A 20,374-nucleotide genomic window follows, 5' to 3' on the forward strand; every position below is an offset into this window, starting at 1 on the left:
TCGGTATTCCCCAGCGAGAGTGATCGCACACTCGGGTAGCCGGATCCGGCAATCGAGGGCATGGTGGAGGCAGATGCCGTCAGGGCATCGGCGGATCGTCGGAAGGCGATTCGTTCGCGTTCACAGAGGAGTACTCATGGGAATCGCAGACAAGGCTCAGAACAAGGCCGAAGACCTCGGGGGCAAGGCCAAGGAAGCTGCTGGCAGCGCTACCGGTGACCGGGACCTCGAAAACGAAGGCAAGGGCGACCAGGTGAAATCGGCCGTCAAGGATGCAGGCGAGAAGGTCAAGGACGCCGCCTCCAGCATCAAGGACAAGCTCACGTAATACCGCTCCACCTGGCGATTTCAGCCACGGGCACTCCATCCGGTAAAGTCACCAACGGTGGCGTGTCCGAGCGGCCTAAGGAGCACGCCTCGAAAGCGTGTGACGGGTAACCCCCGTCCGAGGGTTCAAATCCCTCCGCCACCGCCAAAGCTCCCCACCTGTTCACGCAGGTGGGGAGCTTTTTTGTGCCTGGACCTGGACTGGATCAAGAAACAATTGAGCAGAAATCTGCCATTCGGACGAAAGTGGCCCCCGGCCTCGGCGGAGGTCGGGGGCCACAACTGAGTCTTACAGGGGAGTGGTCGCCCCAGTCGCGGTGTAAAACCCGTTCATCGACCAACCCACTCGCTCCACGATTGGATCGTTGTCGTTCTCCTGGGACCTGTTTCTGATGGGCGACCGACTTGTCCCTGCGTGATGTTTGCGATCACCAGTAAGAATTCACGTACTACTGATCGTCAGCGAGTTCTCTCAGGCTCTTGCGAGACACTTTGCCGGCGGCCGATCGCGGAAACTCATCGACGAAGATGTATTCGCGCGGTCGTTTGAACCCGGCGATCTGCTCACGTACGTGCTGGTCCAGCGCAACGCGAAGGCCGTCGTCGTCGCTGAATCCTGGCGCCAACTGGACGACTGCCACCACTTTCTGGCCCCACTCCGGATCGGACACCCCGATGACACCGACATCTGCGACGCCGGGATGTCCGAGCAGTGCACCCTCGACCTCCGCCGGGTAGACGTTCACACCGCCGGTGAGAATAAGATCCGCGCGGCGATCCAGGACGTACAGGTAGCCGTCGTCGTCGATGCGTCCGACGTCTCCCGACGTGGCGAAGTCACCCCAATGCGCGGCAGCGGATTTCTCCGGGTCACCCAAGTACTCGAACGGGCCGGACTTGAAATAGATGGTGCCCTCTTCGCCTGGAGCCGCCTGTTCTCCGTCCAGCGCTCGAAGCACGACTGCGTCGGGATTCGGCCGTCCGACAGTTCCAGGATGTTCGAGCCACTCTGCCGAGGAGCACGTGCACACTTGCCCCTCCGTGGAGCCGAGATATTCCCACAGAATCGGTCCGACCCAATCGATCATGGCGTACTTGGTCGCTGGGGGACACGGAGCACCGGCATGGAGGATGGCCTGCAAACTCGAGACGTCGGCGCTGTCCCGAAGGTCGGCCGGCAGATCGAGAAGCCGTTGGAAATGGGTTGGAACCATGTGCGAGGACGTGATGGCGCTTTCGCCGATTGTTCGAAGCACAGCCTCGGCATTGAAACCCGGCAAGATGTACAGCGTATGCCCGGCATGCAACAGGAAAAGTGAATTACCGCCTGGCGCAGCGTGATACACGGGAGAGCACACCAGATGACGCCCAGGCTTTCCCGGCGGGATTCCCACCTTCGACAGATGCTGAACGCCCGATTCGAGCGAACTTTCGGGCGTTGCATCCGACAGCGGGCGACGTACACCCTTCGGTCGTCCCGTAGTGCCGGACGTGTACATCATGAGCGAACCGAGCGACCGTGCGGCAGGAGTGTCGTCCGAGACGTCGGTGAAGGACTCGTAACTGGACCAGTTGGCCGGGGCGCTGCCGATAACCGCGCGGTGCTGCACGGCGTCCTCCACGCGGCCGACGACCTTGTCTGCGAGTTCTGCGTGCACGACGAGAACGGCCGCCTGGGAATCGCGAACGATGTACTCGACTTCAGGCCCGGCCAGATGCGTGTTGATCGGAACGAAATACAGACCACTCTGCGTGCAGGCCAGGGCAATTTCGTAGTACTCCGCGCCGTTCAACAGCAAGCCCGCGACAACGTCGCCCTTGCGTAAACCCAGACTGGCGAACTTGTTGCTGAGCTGGTTGACCTTGCTGATGAGCTCGCCGAAAGTTTTTGTCTTGCCGTCTATTACGATCGCGGGCCGGGTCGGATCGTGCTGGCCCAGAAGCCAGGCACCGAGCGTCGAGGGATTAGGTGGTTGTTGGTGATCCCCGCGTTCGCTGTTGACCACGGTAGACATGAGTGTCCTCTTTCTGAAGAGATTTCGGGGACTGGGTCGGCTGGCCGCCTCGCTGTATCCCGCTGTCGAGGGATCGTCGCTGACGATCGGAAGGGGAGACCGCTACTGACGCGAAGGTCCGGCGATCACCTGTAGCTCGGTGAAACCGTGTAGGCCCCACGGGCCGTTTTCCACTCCGATACCGCTGTGCTTGTGTCCGCCGAACGGGAGGTGGGGCAGGACACCTCCGCCGTGCATGTTGATCGAGACCTGTCCGGCTTCGAATTGTGGTGCGAGCTGCGCGGCGTGGTCGGCATCCCCCGACCACACCGATGCGGTGAGGCCGTACTCACTTCGGTTGGCGCGGACGATGGCGTCAGCTTCGTCTCGGAACGAGATGATGGGAAGCACGGGGCCGAATTGCTCTTCGTCGACGATCCGCATTCCGTCGTTGACCTGGTCGAGAATGGTCGGCTGATGAAAGTAACCGTCCCTGTCGATGGGTTTACCGCCGGCGGTCGCTCGCGCCCCGTTGCCCACGGCGTCCGCAATCAATTCCTTGACTCGATCGAACTGTGGCTTGTTGTTGATGGGCCCGAGATCTGTTCCTTCGACGGTGCCCTCGTCGACCTTGACGGATCTGGCGATTTCACTGAGAGCCTCGACCAGTTGGGGCTGGATACTTTCGTGTGCGTACACGCGCTTGACGGCGAGGCAGATCTGTCCGTTGTTGGTGAACGCGCTTCGGAAGAGGCTGGGTGCGATCTTCTCCACGTCCACGTCGCCGAGAATGACGGCGGGATCGTTTCCGCCGAGTTCCAGAGTGACGCGCTTGAGGTCGTCGGCAGCCCCGAGCGCGACCTTTCGCCCGACCGCGGTTGACCCGGTAAAGCTGACTTTCCGCGGAATGGGGTGTGAAACCATTGTTGCGCCAAGAGGATCAGGCCCGGTAACCACGTTCAGTACACCGTCGGGGAAGGTGCCACGGAGAATTCGGGCGAGCGCAAGTGTTGCCAGCGGTGTGTACGGCGAGGGTTTGACGACGATCGTGTTGCCCGCCCGCAGTGCCGGCGCAATCTTCCACATAGCGAGCGTGATCGGGAAATTCCACGGGGTGATGGCACTGACAACGCCCAACGGTCGACGGGTGACTTCCTCGAAGGCCTCGGCGTCGTTTCGGATGATTTCCCTCGGGATCTCCAGATCGGCGTAGTAGCGCAGCCACGTCGCCGCAATATGGAATTCCAGCGTAGAGTCGGCGAGCGACTTGCCCTGCTCGAAGGTCAGGATCGGGGCGAGCTCGCTGATCCGACTTTCGATGACGTCTGCTGCCAGGCGCAATGCGTCACGACGGAACTGCTCGTCGATCCGCCATGACAGGTATGCATTCTGAGCCGCGGCGAACACCCCGTCGAGTTGATCCGGTGTGACGGACGGAGCCTGTGCGAATACCTCGCCTGTTGCGGGGTTGATCACGCCGAAGGTGCCGGCGGTGAGAAGATCGCGTCCATTCGACGTTGCTGCCGTCGATAAAGTTAGCGAATCCGTTGAGGTCATTCTCGATCCCATTTCGTGGTCAGTGTTGTGCCGGCGTCAGCACCGGCTTGATGGTCTTGCCCGAGAGCGAATCCTCCACGGCCTGGTTGATCTGTTCGAGCGGGTAGGTCTGGACGAGCTTGTCGAAGGGGAACCAACCGCGCTGCCACAGATCCAGGAGCTGGGGAAGGAAAATCTGTGGGGTCGAACTTCCTTCCAGTGCGAACGTCACGGTCCGGCCCGTCAGCAACGTCGGGTCTATTTCGAATTTCGCCTGGCTTCCGCCCACCAACACGGCTTTGCCCGGGATGTCGAGGATGCTGACGGCCGTCGTGATGACCGAGGCCACAGCGGTTGTCTCGAAGGAGAAGTCGAAACCGCGTCCGCCGTTCTTGATCGCTTCGACGAGGTCAGGTGTGTCGCCGCGAACGGTACGAGTGGCGCCGACTTCCAACGCTGTTTCGAGCCTGGCATCGACCAGGTCGACGACGACGATGTCGCGGGCACCTGCAGCCTTGGCAGCCATTACGGCCGCGAGGCCGACACCCCCCGCCCCGAACACCGCAATGCTTTGTCCAGCAGCCAGTTTCATCTCGTTCATAACCGAACCGGCGCCGGTCTGCAGGCCGCAGCCGAGTGGGCCGAGAAGCTCGAGTGGGAGCGATTTGTCCACCACGACCAGATTGCGCTCGGTTGCGATGGCGTGCGTGGCGAAGGAGGACTGCCCGAACCATCGGTTCGCCAGCGGGAGGCCGTTCCGATCGATCGCGCTCGTGCTGAGGTCCGCGCGGCGGCCTGTCGTATTGCGAGCAAAGAACTCGTCGCAGTAGGACGGTATTCCGGCTCGGCAGTTACGGCAGCGGCCACAGGAATCGAAGCTGATCAGTACATGGTCGCCAACCTCGATACCTCTGACCGAGCTACCGACTTCCTCGACGATGCCAGAACCTTCGTGGCCGAGAATCAGCGGCCCCATCTGCGCAATGTATTCGGGATTGCGCATCAGAAGGTCGGTGTGGCACATCCCCGCACCGATTACCTTCACGAGAAGTTCGTCCGATGCCAGCGGTCCGAGCGTCACCTCCTCGAGTTCGAACTTGCCGTCGCCGTCGCGCAGAACGGCGGCAATTGCGTTGGTGGTCATGATTTCTTCTCCGTGGGGTCGAGGAGCTCGAGCGCATCTGCATACGTGCCCTTGTTGGCGATGATGCGGCGCAGCTTCATGATCTTGCGTTGTTCATTCAAGGTGGCGGCGCCGACCAGACGGTCACCCGAGCGGTACAGTGCCACGAATTTGTCAGCCTCTGGATCGCCAGAGGCGAAGACAACTTCGTCGGCGACTGCGGTGCCTACGAACTGGATACGGCTCTCGTACCAGTCGCTCCAGAAGTAGGGGACGGTCTCGTAAGGCTTGGCGTCCTCTGGCGCGACAGCATTGACAGCTGCCTGGTTCGCTTGATCAGCAGCATTCGTCCAGTTCTCCAGACGGACCGAGAGTCCACCGAATGCGGGGTTGGGCCAGTGGACCACATCGCCTGCTGCATAGACGTCTTCGAGCGAGGTTCGAAGAAACTCGTTTGCTATCACCCCGCCGTCTACTGGATGGAGCTCGATGCCGGAATTCGCCAGCCACCCGGTTGCGGGTGTCGCTCCCACACCGACGACGACCAGTTCAGCGGGCAGTGAAGTGCCGGTACTGAGCCGGACGGACTCGACGTGTGTGGTGCCGATCAGCTCTTCGACCTGGACGTCACACAAGAGCGGAATTCCGTTGCGTTCGTGCAGCTTTGCGAGTGCCTGACCGACGGTCGCACCGACTGCGCGGACGAGTGGAATTGGAGCAGCTTCGACGATCGTCACGTCTGCGCCTCGGTCTCGGGCGGACGACGCGAGCTCGGACCCGATGAATCCAGCGCCAACTATCACGAGCTTCGTTCCAGGGCGAAGTCTTTCGCGGAGCGCGAGCGCATCATCGATCGTGCGAAGCGCGATAACGCCGTCCAAATCCGGAGTGTTGGGCAACGAGCGTGGTGACGCGCCTGTCGCAATGATCAGCTTCTCGTAGGGAATCCAATCGCTGTCTCCGACTCGCACACGGTGTGATGTCGGATCGAGTTGTGTCGCCGGCGCCCCGAGTAGAAGTTTCACATCGAGGGCGGCGAGTTCCTCGGTGGTCGTGTGAAAGTCGACCTCAGCGCCGTCCTTCAGGAATTGCTTGCTCAGGGGCGGTCGGTCGTAGGGAAGATGGAATTCGTCGCCGACCAGAGTGATCGGTCCTTCGTACCCCGCCTGCCGGGCAGACTCCGCGGCCCGCAGACCGGCCAGAGACGCTCCGACGACAACGAGTCCCGCACCGTGATCGATATCTGTTGCGCTCACGATCAGGTCTCGTCGAGGGTGAGCGCTTTGGCGGGGCACGATCGAACAGCCTCCCGGACAAGGTTTTTGTCGTCGTCATCGACCAACTCCTTGTGCAGAATCAGCGATCCGTCGTCGGCTACCTCGAAATAGTCCTCGGATACGGATTCGCAGATTCCGATTCCTGTGCACCGACCGCGATCGACAATGATCTTCATAGCGTCGTTCCTGTTCTCTACTGTCTTTACTGGGGTTTGTTACACGCGGACCGGGAGGCGCTTGATCCCGTTGATGAACTCGCTGTAGAGGTACACCGGCTCCCCGACCTCCATGCGCGGTAGTTTGGTCAGAATCTGTGAGTACAGCGCTCGCAGTTGAGCTTTGGCGACCATATGGCCGAGGCAGTAGTGGATTCCGCCACCGCCGAAGGCAACATGGTTGTTGTTGGGGCTGCGCTGTAGGTCGAACCGGTGCGGATCGTCGAAGGTGTCCTCGTCACGGTTTCCCGAGCAGTAGAACAAGACGACCTTGTCGCCTCTGTTGACCAGGGTTCCGCTCAACTCGATGTCCGAGGTGGCCGTGCGTGCAAATTCCTGGACGGGAGAGGTGTGGCGAATGAACTCCTCGATCGACTGGGCGATACGTCCGTCGAAGTCCTCCGTCAGCCATCGCTTCTGGTCCGGATTCCGATCCAGTGACATGGCAGTGTGGCTGGTGGTCTGTTTCGTTGTGTCGTTACCGGCAACACTGAGTAGGAGCATCATCGAACCGATTTCGAGCTCGGAGAGCGGTTTGCCGTCGAATTCAGTGTTGGCCAGTGCAGTGGCGATGTCGTCGGCCGGATTTTTGCGACGGAAATTGACCAGATCGTTGCCGATCTCCGACAACGCCGCGACCTGTTGCATCGTGAACTCGATCGGGGTCAACCCCTCGGGGAGCATATCGGGGTCGGCGGCACCGACCAGGTTGTCGCCGGCCGTTGCGAAGTCCTGAACCAGGCTCTCCGGGACGCCGACAAGATCGGCGATCGTGAGCATCGGCAACTTCGAGGCGACTTCGGAGACGAAGTCGAATTCGCCTGCGCCGACTACCCGGCCGACGATTTGCTCGGCGCGTTCTTCGATCTTGTCACGCAGACGCTTGACGGCCTTGGGTGTGAAACCAGAGCTGATGATTTGGCGATACCTGGTGTGATCGGGCGGATCCATCATCACGAAGTTCGGGGCGCCGGAGAGTTCCGGATCGTTCGGCGCGAACCCCACTCCCCGCCACTTGAGCTGATCCGAGCTGAATAGTTCGTGGTTCTGGCTGACGAACGCGATGTCCGCGCTTTTCACGATGGCCCAGAATCCGGTCTCACCGTGGTCGGGTTTGAAATGGGGGCGGTCCATCGGCTTGTGCCAACTCACCGTCGCATTCTCGCGCAGCCACGCGAATGTCTTGTCCCGCTCGACAAATGGTTTGCTCCAGAACTCGACGCTGGTGAGGTCGATGTGCGGTGCTGTCAGTGGGTGCTCGGTGGATGGAAGTGAGGTGGTCATGCAGGTACCTTTCTGTCGCTCCCCCCTGGGATGGGCTGTTCGGTCGAGGATCTACTCCTCGTTGGGTGTTGCGTTCGGCGAGAAGAAGATTCCCGCTCACGGACGCCGGTTCGAGAGCACCAAACTGCCTGCGGCACCGAAGTAGAACCCGACTCCCTGGACAAAACTGATTTCGACTCCGGGAACTTGCTCGCACGCCTCACCGCGTAGTTGGCGCACCGCCTCCTGTATGGCGAACATCCCGTACATGCCGGTATGGGTGTACGACATGCCGCCGCCGTTGGTGTTCATCGGAAGCCGGCCGCCTTTGGATGTATTTCCCTCGGCGACAAAGTCTCCCGATTCGCCGCGGCCGACAAAACCGAGATCCTCGAGCATGAAGAGCGGGACGTGCGCGAAGGCGTCGTATGCCATCAGATGGTCGACGTCGTCGTGGGTGATCCCAGCGGTGGCGAACGCTTCGGCGCCGGCGAGTCGGAATGCTTTGAAGGATGCAGGATCCTGCATCTGAGAAACCATCGGGGCTTCTGCGGATTCACCGGACCCGAGTAGGTACACGTGTCGGTCGGATCCCGGCATGTCTGCTGCTCGTTCGGCACTGGTCAGGATCACGGCGCCACCGCCGTCGGTCAGGACACAACACATGTCCCGGGTAAACGGGTACGCCACGCGAGGACCGGCCAGCACTTCGTCTACTGTCGTGGGTTTGCGACGGAAAGCTCGCGGATTGTCCAGAGCCCAGTTGCGCTGAGCAACCACGAGTCCAGCCATGTGTTCGATGGTCATTCCGCGCTCGTGCAGAAAGCGCAGTGCCGGAACAGTGAAGGTCGAGTACGGCATGTTCGCGCCGTACACGGTCTCGAATTGACCGCTCATGGAATTCAAGGTCAGCGGGTACGGCGGGGCGCCGATTCTCGACCGGCCGGATTCTCCGTGGGTCACGAGAACAACGTCGGCGGCACCCGAAGCAATGGCGGCCGCGGCGTGACGCACGTGCAGCATGAAACTGCATCCGCCGACGCCGGTTCCGTCCAGCCAGCGTGGGGTTATACCCAGGTGGTGAGAGACCTCGAGGGAAAGCAGTCCGGTGGTGGCGACGCCATCGATGTCCGCGGGTGTGAGGCCGGCGTCGGCCATTGCATTGCGGGCAGCGTTGGCATGTAGATCCAGGACGGACGTGTCGGGCAGTACGCCGATTTCCGTGGTCTCTGCCGCGCCGACGATCGCGATGTCTCCGTTGTGCATCGATGTCATCGAGCAGACTCCTGTACCGGCGTGAACACGGGGAGCTTCATGTCCCCTCGTGCGATGAACGTGACTTCGAGTTGTTGGTCGAGCTCGAGGTACTCGGGGTCGGCCTCCACTCCGACCACATTGCTCATCAGGTGCGGGCCCTCCTCGAGTTCGACCAGTGCGACGACGATGGGTGTCGCGGGGTCGAAGGGTGGAGTCGGTCGATAGTTGATCACGTAGGACAACAGTCGGCCTCGGCCACTGACGGGTGTCCACTCCACGTTGTCGGAGTTGCAGTTCGGGCAGAAAGGTCGCGGATAAAAGTAGTGCTGTGTGCACTCCAGGCAATGTTGAATGGTGAGTTCCTCCCGCTGCGCGCCCTCCCAATAGGGGGCGGTGGCAGGGGTCGGCACCGGTACAGGCCCTGTCAAGGGACAGTCCTCTCGTCGTGTGAATCTGTGATGGATCATCAAGTCTCTCAACGGAATACGCCCGTCAAGTCGGGTGAATGAAACACGTTCCGCGAGTGCGCTTCTGCGGAATACCATCCGTTCCGCTTCTTCGAAGCGGATTCAGTTCAGGACCCTTTGCTTAAACGGAACGCGTTTCGTAACGATCAGAGTGATCCAGTTCATCGTGTATGTCAAGGTCTGTCGAGAAATTTCGTTAGTTCGGCTGACTGCTTCGAATCGAAGGGCTTGCCAATCACATACGTAACGTGTTCTCTTTAGGTGGAGTGGGTTGTCGGACAACGTTTTCGGATACCGTTTCGCGATACGCGACACTTACCGTCCGGTAACCCCGCTCCACTCCTGTACATGCCTATTCGGATGAAATCGAGGTTCTACATGCCGATCGACAGCTCACTCGTCGGACTCACCGGCAAGCCTGTCTGGAAGAGTTGGACGTCGAAAGACGCGTTGCTGTACGCCCTGGGTGTCGGCGCGGGTCAGCCTGACCCGCTCGACGAGCTGGAGTTCACCACCGAGAACAGTGAGGACATCCAGCAGAAGGTTCTTCCGACGTTTGCGAACGTGGCGTTCTACGGCGACGGCGACGGCGAAGACGACGGCTTCGCGCTGCCCGACGATGTGGACTACAGCAAGCTGCTGCATGCATATCAAGCGTTCAGTTTGTCCGGCCCGCTCCCGACAGACGGCCGCGTTGAAACCACCCGCAGAATCACCGGCGTGTACGACAAGGGTTCAGGGGCCTTGCTCACGACGGAAACCGTCGCCCGCGACGCTGTCGGTCAGATCGTGGGAACCATCGAGTCCGGGTCGTTCTTCCGCGGTTATGGAGGTTTCGGCGGCGAGCGCGGGCCTTCAACTTCATGGGAACTGCCGGCCTACAAGCCGGATCACGTTGTCACGTACACAACTCGAGCGGACCAGGCGCTGCTGTACCGACTGAGCGGTGACCGGAATCCCCTCCACTCGGACCCGACATTCAGCGCACGCGGCGGGTTTTCCACTCCCATCCTGCACGGTATGTGCACCTACGGTTACGTCGGTCGGGCTCTCCTGCACGCTGTGGCCGATTCGGATCCGACGCGCTTCACCGGGATGTCGGGACGGTTCACCAAGCCACTGTTGCCCGGACAGACAATCACTACCTCGATCTGGGTTGCCGGTGGAGCTGTTCGATTCCGCACGGTCGACGACATCGGCGACGTGGTCATCGACCACGGCACCGCCGAAATTCACTGACGGCACCGCCGAAATCCACTGACATTCAACCCGTTACATACTCGCCACGATGGTGTTCGTGGCATGAACAAAGGAAAGATTCATGGGTTCACTCGAAGGTCGCGTAGCGATCGTGACCGGAGGCGGCCGAGGCATCGGTGCGTCGATCAGCAGAATGTTCGCTGCCGAAGGTGCAAAGCTGGTCATCAACGATCTCGGTTCGTCGCCGGACGGTCAGGGCGGGGATCAGGGCCCGGCGCGTGACGTCGCGGCCGAGATCGTGGCCAATGGCGGTCAGGCCGTTGCCGACGGCGGCGACATCGCAGACGTCGCGACCGGTCAACGCCTTGTCGATCTTGCGCTGGAGCACTACGGCAAGCTGGATGTTCTCGTCAACGTGGCAGGCATTCTCCGAGACAAGATGATTTTCAATCTTCCGGAAGAAGACTGGGACGCAGTCATTCGAGTGCATCTGCGTGGCCACTTCAGCACCATCAAGCCGGCCGCGGCGTACTGGCGTGCGCAGAAAAATCCCGAAGGCCACTACCGCATCATCAACTTCACCTCCGATTCCGCGTTGCAGGGTTCGCCCGGGCAGCCGAACTACGCCGCTGCCAAGATGGGAATCGTCGGCTTGACTGCATCCACGGCCAATGCGCTCGGGCGATACGGCGTGACGGCAAATGCGATCGCTCCGGGTGCCGTCACCCGTCTGACTCAAACTGTGCCTGACGAGAAGCGGATGGGAGACGGCATCGACGAATCCGTCTCGCCGGACAACATCGCGCCCATCGTCACCTACCTTGCCGGTACGAGTTCCGATTGGTTGTCGGGCCGCACAATCGGCGCGATGGGCTACGAGGTGAAACTGTGGAATAACCCGGAAGTAGTTTCCACGGTCGCCTCGGATGGACCGTGGAATCTCGACGACCTGACCGCCAAGGTCGAGAAGGAATTCCGTCCGTTGGCTGACGGTCTTCACCCGTCCATCTTCATGGCTCAGCTTCCGTCCTGATTCGTAAATACCTGATGAAGGGTGGGACTGATCCGAGTGCCTGAGTTGGTGCTGGTGCAGGGGCGTTATCGTGGAGGCAGATGACGCGTCGGCGTCAGTCTCGGAACATGATGGGGGACAGACTGGATGTCCGCAGTGAAGGTGAACGGCCGCACCGCTGAGGCAAAGGCGTTCCGTGTCGAGCGAGTCGTGAAAGCCACCCGCGAGTTGGCGTCCGCGGGCGGTTACGAAGCTGTGCAGATGCGGGAGGTCGCTCGAGTTGCCCAGACTGCCCTGTCGACCCTTTACAAGTACTACGCGTCCAAGGACGATCTCATCACGGTAGCCGTTCGGTCGGAACTGGACTCCCTGGCTGAGGACTTTCTCCGCCGTCCGTCGAGACAGCGGACGGCGGAGGGGCGCGCAGGAGAAGTCTTCGTCCGGGCGTTCCAGGGGATGGTCCGAGATCCTGGGTTCGCACACGCTGCGATGTGCGCGCACCAAACGCTACGCGAGTACACCCCCGACCGGGATGAGCTCGATGTAAGGAACAACGAGATGACGCGTTGGGCCACCCCCTTCGGCTATATTGCCGTCACTCAAGCGTGGGGGGCGGATCACCGATGCACTCCGATGCAGTCCCGCACACTCGGCATGTTGGAGACCTTGTGGAGTGCCAGCGTTGTCGGGTGGCTGAACGGGGACACGTCGGTCGACGAGGTGAAACGGCGCCTTCGACTGGCGGCGAAGCTCTTGCTCGGCGCGAATTCTGTCGGCTCGAAAGTCAATGCGGAAGAAGAAGACTGAGGCGATCGTGCTCGAACCCGACGGTCTTCACGAGCGTCGCCGCGTTATCCACTCCGCAGCCGCAGCGTCGATGTCCTGCTGCAACTTCTCGAAGAAGGACGGCGTCGGGGTAGGTACCAAGTCTGCGGCCGTTGTCAGTGATCGGCCGAGGGCGATTCGCCGCTCGAGCAATTCCTCGTCCGTCAGGAGCGTCAGATCCGGCATCGCGGTCCCCCTTGTCCGGTGCGATTTCTGTCGGGGCAGACCGTGCGCATCGGGATCGATGCATGATTCGATGCGCACGGCCGAGGCATTCCAGGCTGGGGGCCGGAATGCAAAATCTACTTTACCAAATGATTACCAATTGCTATGGATAGCATGTCGCGCTCGGTTACCGCGGAGTGCTTTCACAGCGTTCTCCCAGGTGTTAAGTCCTGACAATCGTTGAAGCTGCAACTATCGTCGAAAGCATGAAAAAGATCTGGTGGATAGGCGGAGCAGTAGTTGTGGTCGTACTAGCCCTGCTTGTGGGGCCGTGGGCGTACGGGAAATTCATCGCCGAAGACGATGCGCCGGCGGCCGTGGTGTCCACACAGGGGGCCGAGGCGGCGTCCGGATCGATCGACGGGCAGTGGACCGTCGTCCCCGGGCAAGGGGACAACCAGACCGCAGCCGGGTACACCGTCCACGAGATTCTCAACGGATCGAGTGTGACCGTCGTCGGAACCACCGGCGAGGTGAGCGGAAGCGCGGTCGTCGAGGGTGAGAAGCTCACGGCCGGTGAAGTGACTGTGCAGGTGGCGAGTATCAAGACCGACTCGGACCGGCGCGACGGCCAGTTCACGGGCAACGTGATGGACACCAGTACCTACCCGACGGCGACGTTCACGATCGACTCCCCGGTGGATCTGTCGGCCGTGCCGACCGATGGAACAACGGCAACGGTCACGGTGTCAGGAACCTTGACTCTCAAAGGGCAGTCCAAGCCGGTATCGGTCGACATGACCGTGCTGCATTCGGGCGATTCGTTGATCGCCTCGGGCTCGATCCCGGTCACCTGGACCGATTTCGGCGTCGAACCCCCGTCTCTCGGCTTTGTCACCGTCGACGGCAGCGGGTCGGTGGACTTCCTGGTCTCGCTCGCCTCGAGCTGAATTACGTCCACCCGATTCGCACGGCTTCGGGACGGGCAGGGAAGATTAAGGACATGACCTTCCCTTCTTGTTGTCCGTCCCGAAGGCAGCGCGCGAATCGTGCCCGGACGGAATGAACGAGTGATCCCCAGGTGGAGGCCCTTCCGGGCTGGTGAAGACCCCGACCCACGTTTCACTCTCGCCAACGAACGGACATATCTGGCCTGGATTCGCACCGCGACGGCCTTTGTCGCGTCAGGCGTCGGACTCGAGGCCTTCGGCGGCGACATCCTCAACCCGACGGTTCGCGCCGGCCTGGCCGCATTGCTGCTCGTCGGCGGCGCTCTGATCGCCATCACTTCTTTCATCCACTGGATCAGTGCCGAGCGCGCGCTGCGTGCCGAGCGCTCGTTGCCGGTGCCGCTGATGGCGCCGGTGGTCGGCATCGTGCTGGTGATCTGCGCGACCGTCCTGGTGGTCGAGGTCGTGAACTGATTGACCGCGCTGGAACCTTCGGAAGGACTGACGCCGCCGGACCGGGGCCTGCAGTCCGAGCGCACATCCCTCTCGTGGGTGCGGACGAGTCTGTCGATACTCGGCTTGTCGGCGGCCTGCTTGAGATGGCTGCCGCCGTTCGGGTCGGTGGCCTTGATCGGTCCGTCCGTCGCGGCGGTGCTCGTTGTTGTAGTGACGGTCTACGAACGTCGGGCGCGACCCAGGCGGTTGGCCCAGTTTTCAGTCGAAAAGGCAACGCCTGCTCTGGGTATGGGCGCAGCTCTCGCGCTGGGCCTTCTGCTGCTCAGTGCGACGGGGCTGTGGATTCTGTTGAAGTGACGTCGGCTTTCGGTGCCCAGCCGGGCGGGCCGAACACGTAGCCGGCTCGCTGCCGCCACGAGGTCGACGCCTTCCAGTCGCGAGCGATGGCAGCGTACTCCCGCGTTTGGAGCTTCCAGATGTTGTACGTTCCGACCGGCGTCGTGAGTCCGTAGGTGGGCCTGTGGGTTTCGGCCGCGAACGTGCCGAACATCCGGTCCCAGACGATGAGGATCCCGGCGTAGTTGCGGTCGAGGTACTCGGCGTCGGAACCGTGATGGACTCGGTGATGCGAAGGCGTGTTGAAGACGAATTCGACAGGACGCCAGAGTTTTCCGACTCGTTCGGTATGGACGAAGAATTGGTAGACGAGGCTGACGGAGAAGCCGACGAACACCATCCACGGCGGGATGCCGAGGAACGGCAGCGGCAGCCACATGATGATCTCGCCGCTGTTGTTCCACTTCTGTCGCAGCGCGGTACTGAAATTGAAGTACTCACTCGAATGATGAGCTTGATGTGTCGCCCAGATGACTCGAACCCGGTGTGCGATGCGGTGATACGCGTAGTAGAGGACGTCGATTCCGAGAAGCAGGATCACCCAGGTGTACCAGGCTGTCGGCGACAGATGCCACGGTGCGAGATACACCCAGATTGCCGAATAGCCGATCAGCGCCAGTACTTTCCAAAATGTGCTCGTGGCGATGGACACCAAGCCGAGGAGGACGCTGGTCCGGGCGTCGGCGCTACGGTATCCGCCCTGCGCCGGCCGCGCACGTCCGTCGGCGTCGTTCGGATGATCTTCGAGTGCTCGGGCGGCGAACCACTCGATGCCGAGGAAGATGACAAACGCAGGGATTGCGAGAGTGACCGGGTCATGGAGTGGTTCGAGAAGTGACCGCCATGACTCGAGAAGCGTTTCCCACATGCGATTTGTCCTGTTCTTTTGCTTCGTTCGTTACATCATGCACCAATATGTAACGTCAAGGAACCCTTTTGGGACAAGAATCTGGCGGGTTTGTTGCGACTTTTCATAGAACAATGGTAGGAATTGCCGGTGCATATCACCGCGAAGGTGGACTACGCCGTGCGGACTCTGGTCGAGCTTGCGGCAGTCGGTCCAGACCCGGCCAAAGCCGAGTTTCTCGCCAAATCCCAGGTCATACCTCACAAGTTCTTGGAAGCGGTGCTCTCGGACTTACGGCGCGGCGGCCTGGTCAACAGTCGTCGAGGCCCGGACGGTGGATACTGGCTCGCCCGATCCGCAGACGAGATCACGATTGCTGACGTCATCCGCGCCGTCGAAGGACCGCTTGCGTCGATACGGGGTCAGCGCCCCGAGGACGTCGACTACGGGGGGCCGGCAACGCCACTCAAAGAGGTGTGGATCGCAGTGCGCGTCAACCTTCGCGCCGTGCTCGAAAACGTCACGCTCACCGACGTCGCGGGTGGCGAGTTACCCGAGTTCGTTCACGAACTGACTGCAGACCCCGGGGCGTGGAATCGTCGCTGAAACGGCGCGGTTTCACGCTGTTCGTCGTGGCGTTCACACTGTCCGTCGGGGGCGTGAAACAGTTGTCGGCGCAGTGTTCGCGGCGTTGCCGCCCGCAGATTTCGCGTCGTACATCAGATGATCGGCCGCGATTATTGCCCGGGAGAACTCGTTGTAGTCGAACTCCTCTTGATGTGGGACGAACGGTAGCGTCGCTGCTCCGACGCTGACCGTGGCCAGTGGGCGGTCGGAGGCGTTCACCACTGCTTTGGGCAGTGTTGCGATTCGCTTGCGCAATCCGTACGGGGTGCCGATCATCACGACGGTGAATTCCTCGCCGCCTGTGCGTGCGGCGTAACCGAAACCGTTCACATGCTCCTGCAGGCGCGTTCCGGTCCGGCTGATGACGGCGTCTCCGACTTCGTGGCCGAACGTGTCGTTCACCGCCTTGAACTTGTCGATGTCCACGACGGCAACAGCGATGTCGGCACGATTTGCCGACGCGACCGACCAGATGTGTTCCGACATGTCCCACAGACCCCGTCGGTTCAGCAGGCCGGTGAGCGCGTCCACTTTGGATCCCGTTGCACGCGAGAGTAACTGGCGCCAGGTGAACTGAATCGTCGCCGGAATGAAGATCACGGCGCACAGTACGACGTCGGTACGCGCAAGCACGCTGGTCACCGAGTACTCGCCGTTCGTCAGGCCGAGCACGGTCAGGGCGATGACAAACGTCGTGGCAAAGGCGAGGTGGAAGGCCAGCCAGCGATAGTCGAGGAAATAGGTGAAGTAGGCGCCGGTGGCGACGAAGAGCACCGCGCCGAACAGTGCGGCGTTATGGCTGGTGAACGTGATGAGTATCGAGGCGGTTCCGAGATCTGCCCACAGTCCGTAGAACTCGAGTGTGCGTGCCCCTCTGATTCGGCCCACGAACCAGAGAAAGGTGGGAATCAAGTTGATCGTCGCGATGCCGATGACCCACGCTCGTGCAAACGGTCCGTCGGGGCCCTCGGTGCTGAAGAGAAACAGGTAGGCCACGAGCGAGAAATTGAGTGAGCAGAATCCGATGGTGAGATGAACGAGACGTAGGACCGTGCCTCTTCCGGTCTTCGATCCCCACAGCATGACCGAGGACGAAACCGGCCAGGTGTGCAGGAGCGGATCCATCAGATTCCTTCGCCGAACTCGTTTGGTTAATGAAGAGCAAAGTATGTCAGCCTCTGTTGCTTTACGCGTCAACTCGGGTTGGAGTTTCATGCGGGGCGTCACCGGCAACAACTACTGACGTGTTCGTTGGGTCGTAGGGCGAGCAAAGGTGTGAGCCAGGCCTCGAGAATTCGAGCGGTGTGTTCGAACGCACAATTTTGCAGACCTCTGCAAAGTTGCAGAGGTCTGCAAGTTCGGTACGGTGGTGGAGTGATAACCGAGCCAAGCCTTCGCGACCGCAAGAAGGCAGCAACCCGTACCGCACTCAGTGACGCGGCGGCACGACTGGCTCGCGCTCTCGGGATCGAATGCGTCACCGCTGATGCGATCGCCTCCGAAGCGGGGGTGTCGACGAGGACATTCCACAACTACTTCTCCAGCAAGGAGGAGGCGGTTCTGGCGAGTTTCGAGGAAACAGTGGCTCTGTGGATCGAGGCGCTTGCAGCCCGGCCCGCGGATGAGCCCATCCTCGACGTGCTCGAGGATCTCGTGGTCGAAATCGTGAGCGATTCCGGCTCGAGCGTGAAGGAAAAAGTAAACATCTGGATGTTGTCGGATTCGAGTCCTGCTCTCTATCGGGATGCGGCCGACATGCATCAGCGGATCAACCGTGCAGTCACTCGGGCATTGGCCGAACGCACCGGCACGGACGCCGAACGGGACCTGTATCCGACCCTCCTCCTAGGGGTGGTGGCCGGGGCTTGTAAGTCGGTGATCGACATCTGGTCTGGTGGAAAGTCGGAGGCTTCCAGTCCGGAAGAGTTGGTCCACGACGCTTTTCGGCAAATTCGTGCGGGATTGCCTGCGCCGCCACCTCGCCCCTGAGACCCACTCGTAATACCTGTCCACGTACACGCACCGAAACAGCAAGGAGCCCGTCGTGGCCACCTATCTCTATCGGATCGGCAAGTTCGCCTATCGGCGAAAAGGCGCGGTCCTCAGCGTTTGGCTGATAATCCTGGTCCTGATGGGCGTCGGGGCAGCCACCCTGTCCGGCCCCACCAAGGATTCGTTCTCCATTCCGGGTACGCCGGCGCAGCAGGCGCAGGACCTGATGGCTGAGCGTTTTCCCGATGCTCCCAATCCGATGGATTCGCTGAGCGCCCGATACGTCGTACAGGCACCGGCAGGCACGACACTGGCGGACCCGGCGAACGTCAAGGCCATGGACGACATGCTCGCGAGTATTCGCGGCATCGACAAGGTCGCCGACTCCGCCAAGGTGGACCCGGCAACTGCCACTCCGGAGCAGGCCGCGAAGGCGTTGGTCAATCCGGTTGCCGGCAACGACTCCATGGTTGCGATGTTCAAGGAGAAGGCCGCTGCAGCGGGAACTTCCGAGGCGCAGGCTGTTGACGACGCGCGGGCGTTGTCGCCGCTCAGTGCCGACGGCACAGTCGGGTATGTCGAGGTTCCGTTCAGCGGTGACTTCGCCGATCTCGATCAGGCGTTGCGTGATTCGATCAACTCCGCAGCCGATGTCGGACGGTCCGAAGGGCTCAACGTCCAGGTCAGTGGTTCGGCCGCCCAGGAAGCAGAAATGCCCGGTGGTGTCACCGAGCTGATCGGTATCGCCGTCGCCGCTGTCGTTCTGGCCATCACGTTCGGTTCGCTTGTGGCCGCAGGGCTTCCGCTTCTCACGGCGATCATCGGTATCGCGATCGGCAGCCTCGGAATCACAGTCGCCACCGGATTCATGGATCTGAGTTCCATGACTCCGACGCTGGCGATCATGATCGGTCTGGCAGTGGCGATCGACTACTCGCTGTTCATCATGTCCAGATTCAGGCATGAGCTCACGCTCACCGACAATCGTGCCGAAGCGGCGGGCCGCGCTGTCGGAACTGCCGGTTCCGCAGTGGTATTCGCTGGATTGACGGTCATCATCGCGCTGGTCGCGTTGCGCGTCGTCGGCATCCCGTTCCTTTCGGATATGGGTGCGGCCGCAGCCTTCACGGTTCTGATCGCGGTTCTGATCGCCTTGACCTTGCTGCCCGCGATTCTGGGTATGTTCGGGCGCAAGGCTTTTGCCGGCAAGATTCCCTTCCTCAGCAAGCGTGCAGAGGAGTCCGAGGACGAGGATTCGGGCAAGCCGAAGTTGGCCCTGCGCTTCATCAGCGCCGTCGTGCGTCGTCCGCTCGTACCGCTCATCGGTGGTGTAGTCCTTCTGGGCGCATTGGCCCTGCCCGCAACGGGATTGAGCCTGGCATTGCCGTCGGAGGCCACCGGTGACCCGGCGACGAGTGCGCGTCAGGCATACGACCTGATCGACGAGGGCTTCGGTGACGGTCGAAACGGGCCGCTCATTGCGGTCGTCGACGCCAAGGGTGCCAGCGTCCCGGCAGGGGAGGCCTTCGCGGAGGTCGTCTCGACCATCTCGAGCTTCAGCGACGTCCAGAACGCACAGGTCGTCGGGGTCAACACGGCCGGCGACACCGCGCAGGTGCTGATCACTCCGAAGAGTGGTCCGACCGATCCGGCGACCATGGATCTGGTGTCCAGCCTTCGTGGAGCCGAAGGTGGACTCAACGATTCGATCGGCGTCAGCTACGGCATCACCGGCCAGACCGCACTCGAAGGTGACGTCTCGGACACGCTGAAGGATGCATTGGTGCCCTACCTCGCGGTAGTGGTGGGCCTCGCATTCATCTTGTTGCTCTTGGTGTTCCGCTCGATCCTGGTCCCGCTGACGGCGACGCTCGGCTTCCTGCTCAGCGTGCTCGCGACATTCGGTGCCACGGTGGCGATCTTCCAGCACGGTTGGCTGGGCATCATCTCGAACCCGCAACCGCTCGTGAGTTTCATGCCGATCTTCCTTATCGGTGTGGTGTTCGGACTGGCGATGGACTACCAGGTGTTCCTCGTGACGCGTATGCGTGAGGAGTACGTCCACGGCGCGACGGCGAAGGAGGCCGTGACCATCGGCTTCAACCACGGTGCCCGGGTGGTCAGTGCGGCCGCGGTCATCATGATCTCCGTGTTCGGTGCCTTCATCGCAGAACCGAACTCGTTCATCAAGTCGATCGGATTCGCGCTCGCGGCGGCGGTGTTCTTCGACGCCTTCATCGTGCGCATGGTCATCATCCCGTCCGTCATGGCGCTGCTCGGCGACAAGGCGTGGTGGCTGCCGAAGTGGCTGGACAAGATCCTGCCGAACGTCGACATCGAGGGTGAGAAGCTCAGCAAGGCCCTCCGTGACGAGAAGGAAGCGGAACTGCAGTCCGCATCTGCTTGATCTCTGCTGTGCGCCTTTATTAACCCCCCGCGGTTAAT

General features: G+C 61.3%; 21 protein-coding genes and 1 tRNA gene. 11 read left to right on the top strand and 11 right to left on the bottom strand.

Translation table 11 applies throughout. From position 1 onward, the window contains the following. Positions 1-136: 136 nt before the first annotated feature. Positions 137-328 (top strand): CsbD family protein, encoded by a 192-nt coding sequence (locus tag DBV08_RS04515; RefSeq protein WP_003943869.1) that lies wholly within the window; start codon positions 137-139, stop codon positions 326-328. 56 nt (positions 329-384) lie between these two features. After that, positions 385-475 (top strand) — tRNA-Ser (locus tag DBV08_RS04520). Positions 476-776: 301 nt separating this feature from the next. Here DBV08_RS04520 and DBV08_RS04525 read toward each other — a convergent pair. The 8 genes from DBV08_RS04525 to DBV08_RS04560 all read right to left on the bottom strand — a co-directional run bounded on the left by DBV08_RS04525 (position 777) and on the right by DBV08_RS04560 (position 9,420). Then, positions 777-2,342, bottom strand: a complete 1,566-nt coding sequence (locus DBV08_RS04525) for an AMP-binding protein (protein ID WP_124566667.1) — start codon at positions 2,340-2,342, stop codon at positions 777-779. A 102-nt stretch (positions 2,343-2,444) separates the two neighbouring features. Beyond that, positions 2,445-3,878, bottom strand: coding sequence for an aldehyde dehydrogenase family protein (locus DBV08_RS04530; protein ID WP_124566668.1), 1,434 nt, complete (start codon positions 3,876-3,878; stop codon positions 2,445-2,447). Positions 3,879-3,897: 19 nt separating this feature from the next. Continuing rightward, positions 3,898-5,001, bottom strand: a complete 1,104-nt coding sequence (locus DBV08_RS04535; protein ID WP_095969545.1) for an NAD(P)-dependent alcohol dehydrogenase — start codon at positions 4,999-5,001, stop codon at positions 3,898-3,900. Continuing rightward, positions 4,998-6,236, bottom strand: coding sequence for an NAD(P)/FAD-dependent oxidoreductase (locus DBV08_RS04540; protein WP_124566669.1), 1,239 nt, complete (start codon positions 6,234-6,236; stop codon positions 4,998-5,000). Before DBV08_RS04540 ends, DBV08_RS04535 begins: the two co-directional genes overlap by 4 nt. A 2-nt stretch (positions 6,237-6,238) precedes the next feature. After that, entirely contained in the window at positions 6,239-6,433 is a 195-nt protein-coding gene (locus DBV08_RS04545) for a ferredoxin (protein WP_095969547.1), read from the bottom strand. 39 nt (positions 6,434-6,472) lie between these two features. Beyond that, the gene (locus DBV08_RS04550) at positions 6,473-7,756 is read right to left on the bottom strand and encodes a cytochrome P450 (RefSeq protein WP_095969548.1); all 1,284 of its coding nucleotides are present in this window, start codon (positions 7,754-7,756) and stop codon (positions 6,473-6,475) included. Positions 7,757-7,852: 96 nt separating this feature from the next. Next, a complete protein-coding gene (locus DBV08_RS04555; protein WP_124566670.1) occupies positions 7,853-9,010 on the bottom strand; it encodes a thiolase C-terminal domain-containing protein in 1,158 nt (385 codons plus the stop codon). Then, positions 9,007-9,420 carry a Zn-ribbon domain-containing OB-fold protein gene (locus DBV08_RS04560; RefSeq protein WP_253252813.1) on the bottom strand — a complete coding sequence of 138 codons (414 nt, stop codon included), beginning with the start codon at positions 9,418-9,420 and terminating at the stop codon, positions 9,007-9,009. The genes DBV08_RS04555 and DBV08_RS04560 overlap by 4 nt, the downstream gene beginning before the upstream one ends. 387 nt (positions 9,421-9,807) lie before the next feature. Here DBV08_RS04560 and DBV08_RS04565 point away from each other — a divergent pair, with 387 nt between their 5' ends. The 3 genes from DBV08_RS04565 (at position 9,808) to DBV08_RS04575 (ending at position 12,478) form a co-directional block, all read left to right on the top strand. After that, positions 9,808-10,698 carry a MaoC family dehydratase gene (locus DBV08_RS04565; RefSeq protein ID WP_240952884.1) on the top strand — a complete coding sequence of 297 codons (891 nt, stop codon included), beginning with the start codon at positions 9,808-9,810 and terminating at the stop codon, positions 10,696-10,698. Between the two features lie 82 nt (positions 10,699-10,780). Continuing rightward, positions 10,781-11,692: an SDR family NAD(P)-dependent oxidoreductase gene (locus tag DBV08_RS04570; RefSeq protein ID WP_124566671.1), complete on the top strand. Its 912-nt coding sequence runs from the start codon at positions 10,781-10,783 to the stop codon at positions 11,690-11,692. A gap of 126 nt (positions 11,693-11,818) precedes the next feature. Continuing rightward, positions 11,819-12,478 carry a TetR/AcrR family transcriptional regulator gene (locus tag DBV08_RS04575; RefSeq protein ID WP_124566672.1) on the top strand — a complete coding sequence of 220 codons (660 nt, stop codon included), beginning with the start codon at positions 11,819-11,821 and terminating at the stop codon, positions 12,476-12,478. Between the two features lie 27 nt (positions 12,479-12,505). Here the strand turns inward: DBV08_RS04575 and DBV08_RS32210 are convergent, their stop codons facing one another. Then, positions 12,506-12,682 carry a hypothetical protein gene (locus tag DBV08_RS32210; protein WP_185564452.1) on the bottom strand — a complete coding sequence of 59 codons (177 nt, stop codon included), beginning with the start codon at positions 12,680-12,682 and terminating at the stop codon, positions 12,506-12,508. Positions 12,683-12,927: 245 nt separating this feature from the next. Between DBV08_RS32210 and DBV08_RS04580 the strand changes: the two genes are divergently transcribed. The 3 genes from DBV08_RS04580 (at position 12,928) to DBV08_RS04590 (ending at position 14,424) form a co-directional block, all read left to right on the top strand. Next, complete coding sequence (locus DBV08_RS04580) at positions 12,928-13,611, top strand: YceI family protein (protein ID WP_124566673.1); 684 nt, start codon at positions 12,928-12,930, stop codon at positions 13,609-13,611. Between the two features lie 120 nt (positions 13,612-13,731). After that, positions 13,732-14,085 (top strand): DUF202 domain-containing protein, encoded by a 354-nt coding sequence (locus DBV08_RS04585; protein WP_260395310.1) that lies wholly within the window; start codon positions 13,732-13,734, stop codon positions 14,083-14,085. Continuing rightward, the gene (locus DBV08_RS04590) at positions 14,086-14,424 is read left to right on the top strand and encodes a DUF202 domain-containing protein (RefSeq protein ID WP_095969555.1); all 339 of its coding nucleotides are present in this window, start codon (positions 14,086-14,088) and stop codon (positions 14,422-14,424) included. It abuts the gene before it with no gap. Here the strand turns inward: DBV08_RS04590 and DBV08_RS04595 are convergent. Continuing rightward, positions 14,390-15,331 (bottom strand): sterol desaturase family protein, encoded by a 942-nt coding sequence (locus DBV08_RS04595; RefSeq protein WP_124566674.1) that lies wholly within the window; start codon positions 15,329-15,331, stop codon positions 14,390-14,392. The two genes, DBV08_RS04590 and DBV08_RS04595, sit on opposite strands and share 35 nt — an antisense overlap. Positions 15,332-15,460: 129 nt before the next feature. On the opposite strand from DBV08_RS04595, the gene DBV08_RS04600 reads away from it, so the two are divergent. Continuing rightward, positions 15,461-15,916 carry an Rrf2 family transcriptional regulator gene (locus DBV08_RS04600; protein WP_095969557.1) on the top strand — a complete coding sequence of 152 codons (456 nt, stop codon included), beginning with the start codon at positions 15,461-15,463 and terminating at the stop codon, positions 15,914-15,916. A 33-nt stretch (positions 15,917-15,949) separates the two neighbouring features. Here DBV08_RS04600 and DBV08_RS04605 read toward each other — a convergent pair whose 3' ends face one another. Then, positions 15,950-17,062, bottom strand: a complete 1,113-nt coding sequence (locus tag DBV08_RS04605) for a GGDEF domain-containing protein (RefSeq protein WP_124566675.1) — start codon at positions 17,060-17,062, stop codon at positions 15,950-15,952. Between the two features lie 249 nt (positions 17,063-17,311). On the opposite strand from DBV08_RS04605, the gene DBV08_RS04610 reads away from it, so the two are divergent. Next, entirely contained in the window at positions 17,312-17,926 is a 615-nt protein-coding gene (locus DBV08_RS04610) for a TetR/AcrR family transcriptional regulator (RefSeq protein WP_095969559.1), read from the top strand. Positions 17,927-17,981: 55 nt separating this feature from the next. Continuing rightward, complete coding sequence (locus DBV08_RS04615) at positions 17,982-20,336, top strand: MMPL family transporter (protein WP_124566676.1); 2,355 nt, start codon at positions 17,982-17,984, stop codon at positions 20,334-20,336. Positions 20,337-20,374: the final 38 nt, after the last annotated feature.

Source organism: Rhodococcus sp. KBW08, from assembly GCF_003852455.1.
GTDB classification, from domain to species: Bacteria; Actinomycetota; Actinomycetes; order Mycobacteriales; family Mycobacteriaceae; genus Rhodococcus_F; species Rhodococcus_F baikonurensis.